Source organism: Ruegeria sp. 6PALISEP08 (genome assembly GCF_001238295.1).
Taxonomy (GTDB): Bacteria; Pseudomonadota; Alphaproteobacteria; order Rhodobacterales; family Rhodobacteraceae; genus Ruegeria.
In genome coordinates this window covers 115,817-131,451 of the sequence record NZ_LGXZ01000008.1, presented here as the reverse complement: position 1 = coordinate 131,451, position 15,635 = coordinate 115,817, and the positions used below count along the sequence as shown (strand labels likewise).

At 56.5% G+C, this 15,635-nt stretch carries 14 protein-coding genes; 6 read left to right on the top strand and 8 right to left on the bottom strand.

Translation table 11 applies throughout. From position 1 onward, the window contains the following. Nucleotides 1–36: 36 nt before the first annotated feature. The 3 genes from ALB80_RS13575 to ALB80_RS13565 are packed head-to-tail and all read left to right on the top strand — an operon-like array spanning nt 37 to nt 2,651. Nucleotides 37–1,266 (top strand): class I SAM-dependent RNA methyltransferase, encoded by a 1,230-nt coding sequence (locus tag ALB80_RS13575; protein WP_050604615.1) that lies wholly within the window; start codon nt 37–39, stop codon nt 1,264–1,266. Between the two features lie 21 nt (nt 1,267–1,287). Further along, nucleotides 1,288–2,073 (top strand): ion transporter, encoded by a 786-nt coding sequence (locus ALB80_RS13570; protein WP_050604614.1) that lies wholly within the window; start codon nt 1,288–1,290, stop codon nt 2,071–2,073. A 59-nt stretch (nt 2,074–2,132) separates the two neighbouring features. Continuing rightward, a complete protein-coding gene (locus ALB80_RS13565; RefSeq protein ID WP_050604613.1) occupies nt 2,133–2,651 on the top strand; it encodes a murein L,D-transpeptidase family protein in 519 nt (172 codons plus the stop codon). Here ALB80_RS13565 and ALB80_RS13560 read toward each other — a convergent pair. From ALB80_RS13560 to cysQ, 7 genes are all read right to left on the bottom strand, one after another. Beyond that, on the bottom strand, nt 2,635–4,086 hold the full coding sequence (locus ALB80_RS13560) for a hypothetical protein (RefSeq protein WP_050604612.1): 1,452 nt from the start codon (nt 4,084–4,086) through the stop codon (nt 2,635–2,637). The genes ALB80_RS13565 and ALB80_RS13560 overlap by 17 nt on opposite strands. A 6-nt stretch (nt 4,087–4,092) precedes the next feature. After that, the gene (locus ALB80_RS13555) at nt 4,093–5,793 is read right to left on the bottom strand and encodes a beta-1,6-N-acetylglucosaminyltransferase (RefSeq protein WP_050604611.1); all 1,701 of its coding nucleotides are present in this window, start codon (nt 5,791–5,793) and stop codon (nt 4,093–4,095) included. Beyond that, on the bottom strand, nt 5,790–6,776 hold the full coding sequence (locus ALB80_RS13550; RefSeq protein WP_050604698.1) for a glycosyltransferase family 2 protein: 987 nt from the start codon (nt 6,774–6,776) through the stop codon (nt 5,790–5,792). Before ALB80_RS13550 ends, ALB80_RS13555 begins: the two co-directional genes overlap by 4 nt. 179 nt (nt 6,777–6,955) lie before the next feature. Further along, nucleotides 6,956–8,005 (bottom strand): glycosyltransferase family 2 protein, encoded by a 1,050-nt coding sequence (locus ALB80_RS13545; protein ID WP_253276884.1) that lies wholly within the window; start codon nt 8,003–8,005, stop codon nt 6,956–6,958. A 7-nt stretch (nt 8,006–8,012) separates the two neighbouring features. Further along, nucleotides 8,013–8,996, bottom strand: coding sequence for a UDP-glucose 4-epimerase GalE (gene galE, locus ALB80_RS13540; protein WP_050604610.1), 984 nt, complete (start codon nt 8,994–8,996; stop codon nt 8,013–8,015). Nucleotides 8,997–9,067: 71 nt separating this feature from the next. Next, entirely contained in the window at nt 9,068–9,868 is an 801-nt protein-coding gene (locus tag ALB80_RS13535) for a 3-deoxy-manno-octulosonate cytidylyltransferase (RefSeq protein WP_050604609.1), read from the bottom strand. Further along, on the bottom strand, nt 9,868–10,665 hold the full coding sequence (cysQ, locus tag ALB80_RS13530; protein ID WP_050604608.1) for a 3'(2'),5'-bisphosphate nucleotidase CysQ: 798 nt from the start codon (nt 10,663–10,665) through the stop codon (nt 9,868–9,870). Before cysQ ends, ALB80_RS13535 begins: the two co-directional genes overlap by 1 nt. 121 nt (nt 10,666–10,786) lie before the next feature. On the opposite strand from cysQ, the gene ALB80_RS13525 reads away from it, so the two are divergent. Beyond that, nucleotides 10,787–11,611, top strand: a complete 825-nt coding sequence (locus ALB80_RS13525) for an ABC transporter permease (protein WP_050604607.1) — start codon at nt 10,787–10,789, stop codon at nt 11,609–11,611. Here the strand turns inward: ALB80_RS13525 and ALB80_RS13520 are convergent. Further along, a complete protein-coding gene (locus ALB80_RS13520) occupies nt 11,608–12,210 on the bottom strand; it encodes an alpha-ketoglutarate-dependent dioxygenase AlkB (RefSeq protein WP_050604606.1) in 603 nt (200 codons plus the stop codon). The genes ALB80_RS13525 and ALB80_RS13520 overlap by 4 nt on opposite strands. 212 nt (nt 12,211–12,422) lie before the next feature. On the opposite strand from ALB80_RS13520, the gene dnaK reads away from it, so the two are divergent. After that, nucleotides 12,423–14,330, top strand: coding sequence for a molecular chaperone DnaK (gene dnaK, locus ALB80_RS13515; RefSeq protein ID WP_050604605.1), 1,908 nt, complete (start codon nt 12,423–12,425; stop codon nt 14,328–14,330). A 74-nt stretch (nt 14,331–14,404) separates the two neighbouring features. Next, the gene (dnaJ, locus tag ALB80_RS13510) at nt 14,405–15,553 is read left to right on the top strand and encodes a molecular chaperone DnaJ (RefSeq protein ID WP_050604604.1); all 1,149 of its coding nucleotides are present in this window, start codon (nt 14,405–14,407) and stop codon (nt 15,551–15,553) included. Nucleotides 15,554–15,635 lie beyond the last annotated feature (82 nt).

Below are 15,635 nucleotides of genomic sequence, written 5' to 3'. Positions count from 1 at the left end.
TTTTGTTGCCGTCAAAGCCCGGCTATCAGGCACTTCATGACGCAGCAATTCACAATCACACGGCTTGGCCATCAGGGCGACGGCATTGCCGATGGTCCCGTCTATGTACCGCGTACGCTTCCCGGCGAAGTCGTTAGTGGTACTCTGACAGGTCAAGTGCTGACCGACATACGGGTGGAGACGCCGTCTGAAGGCCGGGTCAAAGCCCGGTGCCGCCATTACAAAGCCTGCGGAGGATGTCAGTTGCAGCACGCGTCTGATGCCTTTGTTGCTGATTGGAAGCTTGAAATCGTTCGCAATGCTTTGGCGGCGCAGGGTCTGGATGCGCCCATGCGCCCGATACACACGTCCCCCGAACAGTCGCGTCGGCGCGCAACAATTGCGGTAAGGCGTACGAAAAAGGGCACATTGGCCGGATTTCATGGTCGCGCCTCGGGCACGATCACGGAAATCCCCGACTGCCTGTTGCTGGACCCGGCGCTGATCTCGGCCATTCCAGTGGCAGAGGCGCTGGCCGTTCTGGGTGGAAGCCGTAAGGGCGTATTGGCCGTCACGCTCACATTGTCCGAAGGTGGGCTGGACGTCGCCGTCAAAGGTGGCAAACCCTTGGACGGACCGCTGGAACTGGCACTGGCTCAAGCGACCGAGAAGCACGGTTTGGCGCGGTTGAGCTGGGATGATGAAGTGATCGCCATGCGGCAGGCGCCGCTTCAGTGTTTTGGAACAGTTGAAGTCACGCCGCCGCCCGGTGCGTTCTTGCAGGCGACGAAGGACGGAGAACAGGCTCTATTACAGGCAGTTTTGGAGGCAACTAAAGGTGCCAAGCGCGTCGTCGACCTGTTTGCAGGTAGCGGTACATTTTCGCTTCCTCTTGCCCAAGCCGCCGAAGTTCATGCGGTGGAAGGCGAGGCCGCCATGGTTCAGGCGCTGGATCACGGTTGGCGCAAGGCGCAGGGCCTGAAACGCGTGACAACCGAGGCCCGGGACCTGTTCCGCCGTCCGTTGATGCCCGATGAGCTAAAGACATTTGACGCGATCGTGTTGGACCCGCCCCGTGCCGGGGCCGACGCACAGGTGGAGGAACTGGCCCAGGCCAAGCGCCCTGTCATTTCGTATGTCTCGTGCAACCCAGTGACATTTGCACGGGACGCGAAAAACCTTGTTAACGCAGGCTACACTCTTGAATGGGTACAGGTCGTTGACCAATTTCGGTGGTCGTCACATACGGAACTTGCAGCGCGGTTTGTCCAGAACACCGCATCTTGATCAGACAGGAGATTGCGACACATGGGTGTCAAACAGCGCTTGCTGAACATTGTCGAAGCGCCCGTGTTTGGGCGGTTTATAACGGCCGTCATCATCTTCAATGCGATCCTTCTGGGAATGGAGACGTCGCCGACCCTGATGGAAATAGCTGGTCCAGTGATTGTGGCGCTGGACAAGCTGTGCCTTGCGATCTTCGTGGCCGAAATCACCATGAAGCTGATCGCCACCGGGCGCAGATTTTTCACGAATGGCTGGAATATCTTTGATTTCCTGATCGTGGGTATCGCCCTAATCCCCAGCGCCGGAGGCTTGTCCGTGCTGCGTGCCCTTCGGATTCTGCGGGTATTGCGCGTGATTTCCGTGGCGCCCCGCCTGCGTCGCGTGGTCGAAGGGTTTATCTCGGCCCTGCCGGGGATGGCCAGTGTCTTCCTGCTGATGGCAATCCTGTTCTATATTGGCGCCGTAATCTCGACCAAACTGTTCTCAGGCTCGTTTCCGACTTGGTTCGGTGATCTGGGCCTGTCGGCTTATACCTTGTTCCAGATCATGACGTTGGAAAGCTGGTCCATGGGCATTGTCCGCCCTGTAATGGAGGTTTTTCCATACGCATGGCTATTCTTTGTTCCTTTTATCATGGTCACGACCTTTGCCGTGGTGAACCTGTTGGTGGGTCTGATCGTGAACTCGATGCAGGATGCCCACCATGCCGAGGATGAAGTCAAGACCGACGCCTATCGCGACGAAGTGCTGGAACGGCTGGAAAGCATCGAGCGCCGCCTGACCGAGCAGATGAACAGCAAAAAGTGATTTCCGTTTCTTGAGGTTTTTGGCATATTGATTCCAAAAAACAGAGCAGGCAGTGAAACATGGATCGTCGAGCATTCGGATTGGGAGCTATGGCAACGCTGAGCCTTTCGGCTTGTGCCTCAGCCAGCCCAAGATTTCTTAGTTATAATGGGCCCGAGGTGACCTCGTTGGTGGTCAACAAGGGTGCCCGCAAACTCTATCTGCTGCATCATGGGCAGATTTTGCGAGAATATGATGTGGATTTGGGATTTGCGCCTCAAGGTACAAAGATCAAAAAAGGGGATGGTCGCACGCCCGAGGGCAGCTATCTGATCGACCGCAGGAATCCTCGCAGCCGCTATCATCTGTCGCTGGGCATTTCCTACCCCAACTCTCAGGATGTCGCTCAAGCCAAGGCAGAAGGGGTTAACCCGGGCGGAGATATTTTCATCCACGGCCAGCCGAATCTTCGGTCAGAACTCAAGCGCGCGCGGAAAACACCGGATTGGACGGCAGGATGCATCGCGGTCAAGAATGACGAGATCGAGGAGATTTATTCGATGGTCAACAAAGGTACGCTGATCACTTTGCGTCCCTAGGCGGCACTGGCGTCCAGGCAGCAAATCCAAACACTTCATAGTCGCGCTGGTAGACCTCTGCTGCCAGCGCCTCAAGTTCCGCGTCATAGATCTGGTCCAACGTAAACGGCACGTCGGGCGCGCATGGGCCAGGCGCAGGTGGATGCGAATGCCCAATCTCATGCGCCAGTGCGGGAAGTGCTGCCGCCATCTCTTCTTCTCGCAGGATCAGGTCAGGCATTAGGAAACTGGCAATACCGTCCAACACCCGCGATTGGCTGCACCACGTCCCGTCGACGCGAATTGGCGTTTGACCATTGAGGTTGAGGCGCAGGAAGCTCAGGAAGGCCGAAAACGCGTCCCGGTGTTGCTCGATGGAATAATTGTTATCCCGCACTTGCCCCGGAATCGGTATTTTGAGCCGGTTACGCAGATAATTGCGCACCATTTTATAGCTGCCCGGCCCTGTGCTCAGGATGTGCTGGCAAAAGGCCGTATGTGCTCGTGCCAACGGGTGGCGCAGAACGGTGAATTTTCGATGGCCGGGGTAATCCTTTAACCAGGCGCGGATTTGTTTGCGATTCCGATCGGTGATCAGGTCGCCAACCACGCAGCCATCCAGATCGGCCAGCCATTGGCCGATAACAGGCTCTAAACCGCTACGAATAGGTAGATACATCAGGGCGGACTTTGGCGCTGCGACGTATTGCGGTACGGCGGCCCCGCGCTGCGGTTCGAAGCCATATGAACGATGTAGCCCAAACTGATCGATATCTGCCAAAGCGCGCGTCATGTCGTCAGGATTGGTGACCTTTGACACGGCTGGCGCCGGGTTTTGCGGCTTCAGCGTGTCATCCAGCTTGGTCAAACGCGCGTCGACCCCCAGCCATGTAGCCAGGCCGTTTAGGACGTCCAGCTCGGTCAGGTCGTCATAGGTGACGAAAAAAGCGCTTTGGCCAGTCTTTTGCAGATGCCGCCGAAGCATGTGCTGGTGGCCTTGGACCTGATCCTGATAGTCCGAAAACTCCTGTGCATCAAATTCAACCACAGCATCGACACGCCGTTTGACGTTCTTCAGCAGCCATTGCTGCGTGGCCCGCGCGATCTTTAACGACAGGTAACTGTCCAGCGGGTTGCGTGTCAGGATGATCTTGGCGCAGCGAGGGTCATTCAATACCGGCTTTAGAACCCGCGGGTCGTGTTCTACGAAATATCGGAATCCGTTGATGTCACCGGGGGCAGAGCGAATGGCTTTCAGTAATTTCAACGGGTCCGCATCCCGGTCTTCCAGAGACAGGCCCAGCAGGCTATCGGATTTCAGATTGCCCGCAAAATGCGGGTTAAACGCTTCGCCATGGCAGGTCACGCCGTCCAGCGCATTCAGATTTGCTTCGAGCAGGTTCGAGCCTGTGCGCATGGCCGCCAATACAACGAAATAATCAAAGTTGGCTGACATGGGCCGTCACTGCACCAGATAAGGTTTGCGGAATGGTTTCGTCTGAGGGCCAAACACATCATCCACGGGGAAGTCCCCCATGAGGTATGGATGCATACCCTGATTCTTGAGGTTTTGTAGAAATTTACCGAAACCAGACAAATCACCCATAGCGGGCACTTCGGTTAGATGGCTGGTCTGATTCACTCCGATTTCGTCAAGGATGGACTGCAAGGGATCCATCGGCGATTCAATGAAATCCGCCAACGTCCAGTTGCGCACTCTTGCCTTGGTCCAGACCGAGGTCAGAACCTCAAGCTGCTTGGTTTCAATCTGCTGCAGCCGTGCTGCTTCGCATCGGATATCCGAGAAGTTGAGATTCGAGCGGAACAGCGGAATCGCCCACGCTCCGGTGATGACCGAGATCTGGGCGTTCTTGTCGCGCGCCAGAAACCAGTTGATCTCTTGCGTGTCTCTTGGTCCGAACTGAAAACACTGTCGCTCCCCCCGCGTATTCCAGACCAAGTTCGACAGGAAAGCTGTGGGATTATAATCCCGCAACGATGCAGAATCGCTGAGGGCCCCGTTGGTTATGGTTTCGCCCTGCGCAAACTCGGCGTGTTGGGGTTCAAACAAGTGCCCGTGGACCCGTGTGCCCGTGATGGTCGCTAGCCAGGATTCAAAATCGTCAAACAGCTCGGAAAAGCCCTGAAAGACGGAATAGGGCGAAGATGTCAGGCCGTTTTCGCTACCGTGACGTGGGAAGCGACTTTGCATATAAAGCCCGTCGCGCCCGCGTGTCCGCCGTTCGACCGCTTTCGAGAAGATGCGATCTATCTTACTCGGATTGGGCTCGGCCGGTTTCATGGCGCCGCTCTGGTCGGTCAGGAATGCCTGATACAACCGTTCGGCCTGAGGCCAGATCTTGCGCGCTACAAAGCAGTCCGAGCGTCGTAGCAATTGCAGGTGGTCGTCGTAAAAAATGTGAGGGCGGCCCTGATAGTCGAACTTGGACAGGGTCAGGGAGCGGCTTTCGATATGTGTGGAGTATTGCCGAGAAAGTGTTTGGAAATAGCTTTCGTCGGGTATCCAAACATGGCGGAAATACTTGTCGTACTGTTTGCGCTTGGGATCTTGAAGAATGGCAGACAGCGTTTGGCGGGTCAGGCACCACCATTGGCTACCCATATGAGGTACCAACCCGTCGGGGATATTCCTGCGGTATCCCAACGCTCGCTGAATCCTGACATAGGTGTCAAACAGCTTGCGTTGTTTTCGCCACGAAAACGGGAAGCGCAGGGTAAAGCGCTCATGGTCCAGCCCGCCAATGGTCCAGTTGACGTCCGATGTCGTCGCGCTTTCGATGAAGTCCACGCGGGGCCGGTCGGCCAGGTATGTTATCAATTCCTGAACCGGGCGCAGCGGCAAGCACGCCCCCGAGGACAAAAACACGTGCCGCACCTCAGGGAATTGTTCCAACATCATCTCGGATGCGCTTTGCGAGGCAGCAACAATGCCCCACCCGCCCCAATCGCACCTGTGACGTTCGGAAAAAACGATGCTGGGATCATTCGAGCAGGAGGCGACAAAGCGTGTGTAAAGACCATCGGGTACTTTGCGATCTACGTGGACCACGACCGGGCATCCTGCAGCCGTCCAGTGGCGCGCGACCTGCTCGGCCCGATCCAGTGATGTATGGACCAGCATGACGATGCCCAGACCGCTCATGCCCAATTCCCCTTGGACATCAGGCCCAGAATCTCAAGCTGCCGCCAATTGATGTACGCCTCGGACCATTCGCACCAGAAAACGGGTTTGTCCTCAAGCCGGGCAGCATAGGCTTTGTATTCATCCGACCCGCGATAATGCTGACCGCGCTTCAGTTCCTCGCGCGCCTTGTCGCCAAGGGTGTTTATCATTTTGGCATGAAGCAGTGACCCGCTGGCCTTTTCCCCACCCCATTCGTCATACACCTGGTTCAGCCCCCGCGGCAAAAGCGAATGGGTCGAGCTGATATAGACATAGCGCCGATCCCATTTCACCAACGGAATCTTGTTCAACGCTGGAGCCTTGGAGGGGTTTTCGCTGAAAAACACTCGCGCCCTTGGGCCGCCTTGAATCCACAGGTTCTTATAATCTGGGTTTTTGGTGATCATGTAATTCCCGGGATCGAACCAACGCGCGATTTCGAACGGATCCTGCCCCTCGTGGTAGGGTTCCGCATCCACCGGGCCTTCGGGGTACATGTCGATCAGCATGGTTCCAAAGCTGCGCACGGCGCTGCCATCCAGCCAATCCGTCAACGCACGGATCGGACGGGTATCACAAAATGGATAGATGAAGAACTCATCCGGGTCGACGGTCAGAACCCAATGCCCGTGCGCGTATTTGCGCAGAATGTAGTTTGACCAGTCCAGACCATAGCCCGCGCGTTTGTAACTGGTGGTCGTCCGCCAGACTGACACGTCGACCTGTTCTTTCAGGAACTCAAAGCTTCCGTCATCGCTGTTGTTGTCGATGAAAAAAAAGTGGTTGATGCCCAGTTTGCGGTAATATTCCAAAAAGAATGGCAGGCGGATTTTTTCGTTTCGGATAACACTCATCAACAAGATGTCGTCGCTGCGGATTGCTGATGTATTGTTACTGGCAGGTTTGAGTTCACGTCTTCGTCTGAGGCAACGCAGAATACGGCGCTTGCGCCGCAATCTCATCTTGTAGGACTCAAACAGGCTCACGTGACTGCCCAACCCTTTTTATAACGCGAGCTTTCCCCGACCCCGTCATGACCGCTGGCACGACAAAGCATTATCGGTTTATGGCACCTATGCATCTTCTGAGGCAACTTCTTTAAATTCTGGAAAGGGTAAACGGGCCGTTGATTGTCGTGTTTTCATGAAAACACCCAATCCCCACCTGTCATCAGCCCCATTTGCTGCAACTGTGTCCAACCAGCGTATCGCACCGATTGTGGGGTCCACATGTCCGGTTTATTAATTATCCCGTCATAGTACGCCCCGAATTGGTTCGGGTCGTGAAAATGCTGGTGTCGTTGCTTTTCGGATTTGGATTTTTCGACAATCTCCGGCAGGAACTTCGTGTGCAGCAAAACCCCCGAAGGGGCCGAGCCGTCCGGTCCGTCATAAGTTGCGTTCAAGTGACGCGGCAGGGCGGAATGGCAAGAGTTTACATAGGCATACCGCCGCGACCAGCGCATAAGCGGGATCTTGTTCAGCGTGGGGGATCGTTGCCGTGTTTGGGCGAAGAACATGCGTTCCCTTGCGCCGCCTTGAACCCACAGATTGCCCATCGGGCTTTGTCGCTCTGCGCGATGTGGCCCTGCGTCGAACCAACATAACAACTCCGTCGGGTCGGTATTGGGGTCATAGGACTCATGGCCCAGCGGACCTTTGGGGTAAAGGTCCAGCATCAACGCACCAAAACCAACCCGCCCTTGCTGGTCCAGCCAATGCGTCAGGTCTTGCAGGGGGTGGGTATCGCACTGGGAATAGACCAGCAGTTCATCCGCATCGACCATCAGGCACCAGTGATTGTGCCCATACCGCATCTGAAGCCAGGTCAGCCAATCCAGGCCAAATCGTGATCCCCGATAGCTGGAATAGGTTTGCCAGACAGACACATCCGGTTGGTCCAACAAATATTCTGCCGAGCCGTCATCGCTGCCGTTATCCACGAAAAGGAAATGACCTACGCCCAACTGGCGGTAGTGGTGAAAGAACCAGGGCAGGCGAGTGATCTCGTTGCGCAATGTTGTAAAGCACAGCACTCCACCAGCGCGGATCTCGCCTGTCTGATCTTTCAGGCAGGTCAATTGGTGCCGACTGCGCAAGGACCGCCACAGCAGCCGTCGACGTTTCCAGCGCAGCTGATACTTTTGCCGCCAACTGATCCGGGGCAGGTTATGCACTGTGCCGGAGGTCACTGGCGACTCACTTCTCGTAATGCCCGTTCTGATGCCAGCGCCAGGCATCCGCGATCATCGTCTCTAACGTTGATCTTTTGGGCGACCATCCAAGTTCGGTTTCAGCACGTACAGAACCTGAGACCAGCTTTGTGCAATCCCCGGCGCGACGCGGTCCGATAGAATACGGTACCGGTCGATTGGTGACGGATTTGGATTGTTCGATGACCTCAAGCACGGAAAATCCGGATCCGGTACCCAGATTAAAGACGCGACTTTCCTTGCCCTGTTCCAACCAGTCCAGCCCCAGAACATGCGCATCCACCAGATCGCAGACATGTACATAGTCGCGGATACATGTTCCGTCGGGGGTGTCGTAGTCGGTGCCAAAGACGGTCAAACCATCCCGTTTGCCATCAATCGCGTCCAGCATTAGAGGGATCAGGTGGGTCTCGGGGCGGTGAAATTCACCCACTTCCCCCTCGGGATCCGCCCCGGCAACGTTGAAATAGCGGAAAATGACATGGCGCAGACCATGGGCCGCTTCGAAGTCCTTCAGGATGTCCTCGATTGCGCGTTTTGAGGCACCATATGCATTCAACGGAAGCTGCGCGGTGGATTCATCCAGAACCACGTTGTCATGCTCGCCGTAGGTGGCGCATGTGGATGAAAACACAAAGTCCAGACACCCGGCTGCGACTGCAGCTTCTATCAAGTTCAGTGAACCCGTAACATTGTTTGACCAGTACACTCCGGGCTGGCGCATCGCGTCACCCACCTGGCTTAGGGCAGCAAAATGAATCACCGCCGCTGGTTGGTGTTTGGCAAACACCTCGTCAAGACGCGCCCGGTCCAGCAGGTCGCCCTGTTCAAAAGGGCCGTATTTCACTGCATCCTGCCAGCCCGTGACCAGATTGTCATACGTCACCGGAACATATCCCGCCTTCGCCAGCGCCTTGCAGGCGTGCGAGCCAATATACCCGGCACCACCGGTCACTAGGATAGTTGTCATGATGCGCCCTTTGGAGCCGAGTTACCTTTACATAAGATATGGGGACCGCCGGATGTCATGGGGAAAATCGGTTACTCCAGCCCCATCGCCGCCATCATCTCTTCGATCTTTGGCACGTCCTGCGGGTTGTTCAATTCCCAGAACTGGCGGCCCTTGGCCGCGACCTCGACGCACAGAACCTTGCGCCCGTTTTCCATGAACCGAAGCTGTTCCAGACCCTCCAGCTGCTCCAGCGGGCCGGTGGGCCAGCCTGGATATGCGGCAAGCGCATCGGGTCTGTAAGCATATACGCCCACGTGATGATACACCGGGGTCGGTTCGCCGCCTGCATAAGTCTCGGACGTAAAAGGCACGACCTCTTTCGAGAAATACATCGCGCTGTGGTCGCGCCCGAACACTGCAGTTGTACCGCCTACGCGTCCATTCTTGCGATCGTTCAGCAGACTGTTCAGCGCGTCCCCGTCGCAGCGCAGCACGGGCGTGGCAACACCGGCATCTGGCGCGGCGCGCAGGCCGGCGATCAGGTCTTCGACAAACCAGTGTGGCGTCAGCGGCGCGTCGCCTTGCAGGTTGACCACGATGTCATGACCACCACCCAGAACTTCATGCGCTTCGGCGCAGCGTTCGGTGCCGTTCTGGCAGCTTTCCGAGGTCATGACCACTTCGGCCCCAAACCCTTCCGAGACCTCGCGGATACGATCGTCATCCGTTGCAACGACCACCCGGTCAACACCCGAAACAGACTTGGCCGCGCGCCAGGACCGTTCGATCAGCGTCATTGCAGCACCTGTGGCACCCGATAGCGGCACCAGTGGTTTGCCCGGATAACGGGTCGAGGCATAGCGGGCAGGGATGGCGATCAGAACAGACATCAGGCTTCCTTCAGTTCAACACCCGGAGCGTAAGCGATAAAAAACGGGTTGGCATAGCCTTCTTTGCCATAAGCCAGCGGTGAATGGTCGTCAAAACGCACCACCTTTCCGCCCGCCCCGGCAAGCACTGCATGGCCTGCCGCCGTATCCCATTCCATCGTGCGCCCAACGCGGGGATAAATGTCCGCCTCACCCGTAGCCACCAGGCAGAACTTGAGCGAGGACCCCGCGCTTTTGCTGTCTTTCACCTGATACTTGTTGATGTAGTCCTCGGTGGCCTGATCCCGATGGGATTTCGAAGCCACAACAAAAAGCGCCGAATTGTCCGGTTTAGAGACTGATATTCCGGTCAAAGTCCCGGGCGTTTCCTTGTCAAACGCCCCTGTTTCCTCGACTGACTGACCATCCGATTGTGTATAGAACATGCGCCCCCGTGCTGGTGCATAGACCACGCCCCGGGTCGGTACTCCGTTCTCGACCAGCGCGATGTTGACGGTGAAGTCGCCGCGACGGTTGATGAATTCCTTGGTGCCGTCCAACGGATCGACAATCAGAAAGGTATCGCCTTTTTCCGAATGCGAGTCGGCCTGTTCTTCAGTGACCAGAAGGATATCCGGGAAGGCTGCGCGCAACCCGGCGGAAATCAAAGCGTCAGCAGCCTCGTCCGCTTCGGTCACAGGGCTAGAGTCGGATTTGACTTTGACGTCGAAATCATCCGCCTCATAGATCTCCATGATCTTGTCGCCCGCCTCCAGGGCCAGCCGCCGAATGACGGGAATAAGCGCGTCGTAGGTCACAAAAATGCTCCGTTCCTGTGGTTTGTTGATCCAAACTCATCACCGACTTATGATGCGGCGGTTACGGAACGGCAAGATATTCGTGGCAGATTAGCGGCGACGCGGCAGGAAAGACCTTCGAGTGTATTACTTCAAGCGCAATCAATCGCTACTGGGCGGCGCCTTTACAACGGCTGAGCTGGTGTTCCACGCTTCGGTGCGAAATGTGCGTGCGCAACATCCCAATGCGGTGATGGCCATCCTGATCAACGTTATGCAACTGGTGGTTATGGGCACTACGTTTTACCTGCTTATGACTTTGATGGGTCGAGGCGGTGTTCCCAAGATCAGAGGCGAATTTCTACTCTACGTCCTGTCGGGAGTTTTTCCTTTCATGATGCATATCCAATCCATCGGCGCGATTTCAGGGGTCGGGGCGGCGAATAATCCAATGATGCTGCATTCGCCGATGAACGTGATGGTCACGATCCTGTCGTCAGCATTCAGTACGCTGTACAAGCAATTGCTGGCCATGTTCATCATCCTTTTTATCTACAGCGTCACAATCGCACCGATCGAGATTCAGGATCCTGGCGGTGCTTTTGCAATGATTTTGCTGGCCTGGTTTACCGGGTGTGCTGTGGGATTGGTGTTCATGGCACTCAAACCGTGGTTCCCGACAACGGTCGGAATGCTCACCAATATCTATCGTCGCCTGAACATGGTGTTTTCCGGCAAAATGTTTGTTGCTAATACACTGGGCGGCGGGTTGCTGATGATGTTTGCGTGGAATCCGCTATTTCATATCATCGACCAATGTCGCGGTTTCATTTTCCAGAATTATTTCCCGCGCAATTCCAGCTGGGAATACGCGCTCTGGGTCGGGATTGCCTTGCTGATGATCGGCCTGATGGGTGAGTTCTTTACACGCCAGCACGTTTCACAAAGCTGGAACGCTCGCCGTTAACGCGCGACCCGCAATGTAAGGTTGATCCGTCCGCCTTTGGGCAGCAGCCGAGAAGATCCGAACCTGATCCGATCCACCCCGTGATACGCCAACCGCGCTGGCCCACCCATGACCACCACATCACCCGAGCCTAGCCAGATTGACTCGGTCTTGCCGCCACGGGTCGTGTTGCCAATGCGGAACAGGGCGTCGTCGCCCAGAGAAACTGACAAAACGGGCCAGGAAAAATCGGCCTCGTCCTTGTCCTGATGAAGCCCCATCTTTGCGCCTTCACCATAGTAATTGATTAAACAGCAATCCGGTTCACGTTCGGCGCTGACCAAATCACGCCAGATATCCAGAATACTTTCGGGAATGCCGGGCCAGATGCCGCCCTTGGGATGCTGATCCTGATAGCGATAGCCCGCCTTGTCAGTCACCCAACCCAAAGCCCCGGCTGAGGTCATCCGCACCGACATCTCTTTGCCCGAGGGCGTAACGGGGCGAAACAGGGGCGCGGCTTTCAGAATCGGTCGCAAATCAGCGATGACCTGCGTCTGAGCGGCAGGATCCAGATAGGCTTTTCTGATATCGAACCCCCGCAAAACCAGCCGCGCCATTCCGGAAACCCCAATCCTTTCCAAATCCTTGCCAAAAAAGGCCACAGATTCCCGAAAACCTGCCTTTTACGGTGCTTGCAGGCCCTTGGTCTCGCCCTTATATACGCCGGGACGCGCGATGGTAGTGCTGTCGCGCACAACAGATCGGGGGCGGGATGCCGTAACGGGTCCGGTCCTCGGGACATCGCCTTGAAGAGAAAGGGATTGCAAAAATGGGAAAAGTAATCGGGATTGACCTCGGTACCACAAACTCTTGTGTGGCCATCATGGACGGCTCACAGCCGAAGGTCATCGAAAACGCCGAAGGGGCGCGGACCACGCCCTCGATCGTCGCCTTCACCGAAGATGAGCGTCTGGTCGGGCAGCCTGCAAAACGTCAGGCGGTCACCAACCCCGACAACACGATCTTTGGCGTCAAGCGTCTGATCGGTCGTCGCGTGGATGATGCCGAAGTCGAAAAAGACAAGAAAATGGTGCCGTACGCCATCGTCAACGGCGGCAATGGCGACGCATGGGTGGAAGCCCGTGGTGAAAAGTACTCCCCAAGCCAGATCTCGGCCTTCACTCTGGGTAAGATGAAGGAAACCGCCGAAAGCTATTTGGGTGAGGAAGTCACGCAGGCGGTTATCACCGTTCCGGCCTACTTCAACGACGCTCAGCGTCAGGCCACCAAAGACGCAGGCAAGATCGCCGGTCTGGAAGTGCTGCGGATCATCAACGAACCGACAGCGGCTGCTCTGGCCTATGGTCTGGACAAGGAAGAAACCCAAACCATCGCGGTCTATGACCTTGGTGGCGGTACGTTCGACGTGACCATCCTGGAAATCGACGACGGCCTGTTCGAGGTCAAATCGACCAATGGTGACACCTTCCTGGGTGGTGAAGACTTTGACATGCGCATCGTCAACTACCTGGCGGACGAGTTCAAAAAGGAACACGGTGTCGATCTGTCTGCTGACAAGATGGCCCTGCAGCGTCTGAAAGAAGCCGCTGAAAAAGCCAAGATCGAACTGTCTTCAACCTCGCAGACCGAAATCAATCAGCCGTTCATCTCGATGGGCTCGAACGGTCAGCCGCTGCACATGGTCATGAAACTGACCCGTGCCAAGCTGGAATCGCTGGTTGGCGACCTGATCAAGAAGTCGATGAAGCCTTGCCAGGCCGCTCTGAAAGACGCCGGTCTGTCGGCTGCTGACATTGATGAGGTTGTTCTGGTCGGTGGTATGACCCGAATGCCGAAAGTGATCGAAGAGGTTACCAAGTTCTTTGGCAAAGAGCCGCACAAGGGTGTGAACCCGGACGAAGTGGTTGCCATGGGCGCCGCCATTCAGGCCGGTGTTCTGCAGGGCGACGTCAAAGACGTGGTTCTGCTGGACGTGACCCCGCTCAGCTTGGGTATCGAAACCCTGGGCGGCGTGTTCACCCGTCTGATCGACCGCAACACCACGATCCCGACCAAGAAGTCTCAGGTCTTCTCGACCGCCGAGGACAACCAGAACGCGGTGACCATCCGCTGTTTCCAAGGTGAACGCGAAATGGCTGCGGACAACAAGATCCTGGGTCAGTTTAACCTTGAAGATATCCCGCCCGCGCCACGCGGCATGCCTCAGATCGAGGTGACTTTTGACATCGACGCCAACGGCATTGTCTCGGTTTCGGCCAAGGACAAAGGCACAGGCAAAGAGCAGAAGATCACCATTCAGGCATCTGGCGGTCTGTCCGACGAGGATATCGACAAGATGGTCAAGGACGCCGAAGAGAACGCGGAAGCCGACAAGGAGCGCCGCGAGCTGATCGAGGCGAAGAACCAGGCGGAAAGCCTCATCCACTCGACCGAAAAGTCGATGGAAGAGCATGCCGACAAAGTCGATCCGACCACCATCGAAGCCATCGAGCTGGCGATCGCCGCACTGAAGGACGAGCTGGAAACCGAGAATGCCGACAAGATCAAGTCGGGTATCCAGAACGTCACGGAGGCAGCCATGAAGCTGGGCGAAGCCATCTATAAGGCGCAAGCCGAAGAAGGCGAAGATGAGCCTGCGGCTGCAGATGCAGCACCAGCGGACGATGACATTGTCGACGCCGAGTTCGAAGATCTGGACGACGACAAGCGTAAGTAACGGGTAACCGGGCCAGTTTGGGCCGGTCCGGATGCCGGGCCGGCCTATTTACGTTGAGGCAGAAGGAAATACTGATGTCAAAGCGCGACTATTACGAAGTGCTGGGTGTGGCCAAGGGCGCTTCGGCGGATGAGATCAAGAAAGGTTTTCGCACGAAAGCCAAAGCGCTGCATCCTGACCGCAACAAGGACAACCCGGATGCCGAAGCGCAGTTCAAGGAAGCCAATGAGGCCTACGACGTGCTGCGCGATGCCGAAAAAAAGGCAGCTTATGATCGCTTTGGCCATGCCGCATTTGAAAACGGCATGGGAGGCGGTGGTCGTCCCGGTGGTGGCTTTGGCGGACAAGGCGACTTCTCGAGCGCGTTCTCGGACGTTTTCGACGATCTTTTCGGCGATTTCATGGGCGGTCAACGCGGTGGCGGCGGTCGTCGCGCCGCGCGAGGTTCGGACCTTCGCTATAACCTGCGCGTGACGCTGGAAGAGGCGTTCTCGGGTCTGCAGAAAACCATTAACGTACCCACGGCCGTGGCCTGTTCATCATGTGAAGGGACCGGGGCTGAAGGTGGTGTTGAGCCCACAACCTGTCCCACCTGTTCCGGCATGGGCAAGGTGCGGGCGCAGCAGGGTTTTTTCACCGTTGAACGCACTTGCCCGACCTGTTCGGGGCTGGGTCAGATCATCAAGAACCCTTGCAAATCCTGCCAGGGTGCTGGCCGCGTCGAAAAAGACCGCGCTTTGTCGGTGAACATCCCTGCTGGAGTCGAAACCGGAACGCGTATTCGTCTGGCGGGCGAGGGTGAGGCCGGAATGCGTGGCGGCCCTCCGGGAGACCTCTACATTTTCGTCGAAGTATCCGAGCACAAACTATTCGAGCGCGACAGCGTGAACCTCTACTGCCGCGTGCCGGTCAGCATGGCCAAGGCGGCGCTGGGCGGATCGATCGAGGTTCCGACCATCGATGGCGGTCGCGGTCGCGTTCAGATACCAGCCGGAAGCCAGTCGGGTCGGCAAATGCGCTTGCGCAGCAAAGGCATGCCTGCGCTACGCGGTGGTGGCGTTGGTGACATGTTCATCGAACTGGCAGTGGAAACTCCGGTCAACCTGACCAGTCGTCAGAAAGAGTTGCTTCGCGAGTTTGACGATCTGGGTGAAGACAACCACCCGGAATCCAAGAGCTTTTTCTCTTCCGTCAAATCCTTTTGGGACGGAATGAAAAGCTAAGATTGAGGCGGCATTTGCCGCCTCTTTTTCGCTCTGGCCTTCTTAAAAAACACCCAAGCCTCATGGCGTGGATTCATGAAAA

Excerpts from the sequence above, each read along its gene's own strand:
- ALB80_RS13575 (WP_050604615.1), top strand. The coding sequence starts at position 37 with ATGACGCAGCAATTCACAATCACACGGCTTGGCCATCAGGGCGACGGC.
- ALB80_RS13570 (WP_050604614.1), top strand. The coding sequence starts at position 1,288 with ATGGGTGTCAAACAGCGCTTGCTGAACATTGTCGAAGCGCCCGTGTTT.
- ALB80_RS13565 (WP_050604613.1), top strand. The coding sequence starts at position 2,133 with ATGGATCGTCGAGCATTCGGATTGGGAGCTATGGCAACGCTGAGCCTT.
- ALB80_RS13560 (WP_050604612.1), bottom strand. The coding sequence starts at position 4,086 with ATGTCAGCCAACTTTGATTATTTCGTTGTATTGGCGGCCATGCGCACA.
- ALB80_RS13555 (WP_050604611.1), bottom strand. The coding sequence starts at position 5,793 with ATGAGCGGTCTGGGCATCGTCATGCTGGTCCATACATCACTGGATCGG.
- ALB80_RS13550 (WP_050604698.1), bottom strand. The coding sequence starts at position 6,776 with ATGAGATTGCGGCGCAAGCGCCGTATTCTGCGTTGCCTCAGACGAAGA.
- galE (WP_050604610.1), bottom strand. The coding sequence starts at position 8,996 with ATGACAACTATCCTAGTGACCGGTGGTGCCGGGTATATTGGCTCGCAC.
- ALB80_RS13535 (WP_050604609.1), bottom strand. The coding sequence starts at position 9,868 with ATGTCTGTTCTGATCGCCATCCCTGCCCGCTATGCCTCGACCCGTTAT.
- ALB80_RS13520 (WP_050604606.1), bottom strand. The coding sequence starts at position 12,210 with ATGGCGCGGCTGGTTTTGCGGGGGTTCGATATCAGAAAAGCCTATCTG.
- dnaK (WP_050604605.1), top strand. The coding sequence starts at position 12,423 with ATGGGAAAAGTAATCGGGATTGACCTCGGTACCACAAACTCTTGTGTG.
- dnaJ (WP_050604604.1), top strand. The coding sequence starts at position 14,405 with ATGTCAAAGCGCGACTATTACGAAGTGCTGGGTGTGGCCAAGGGCGCT.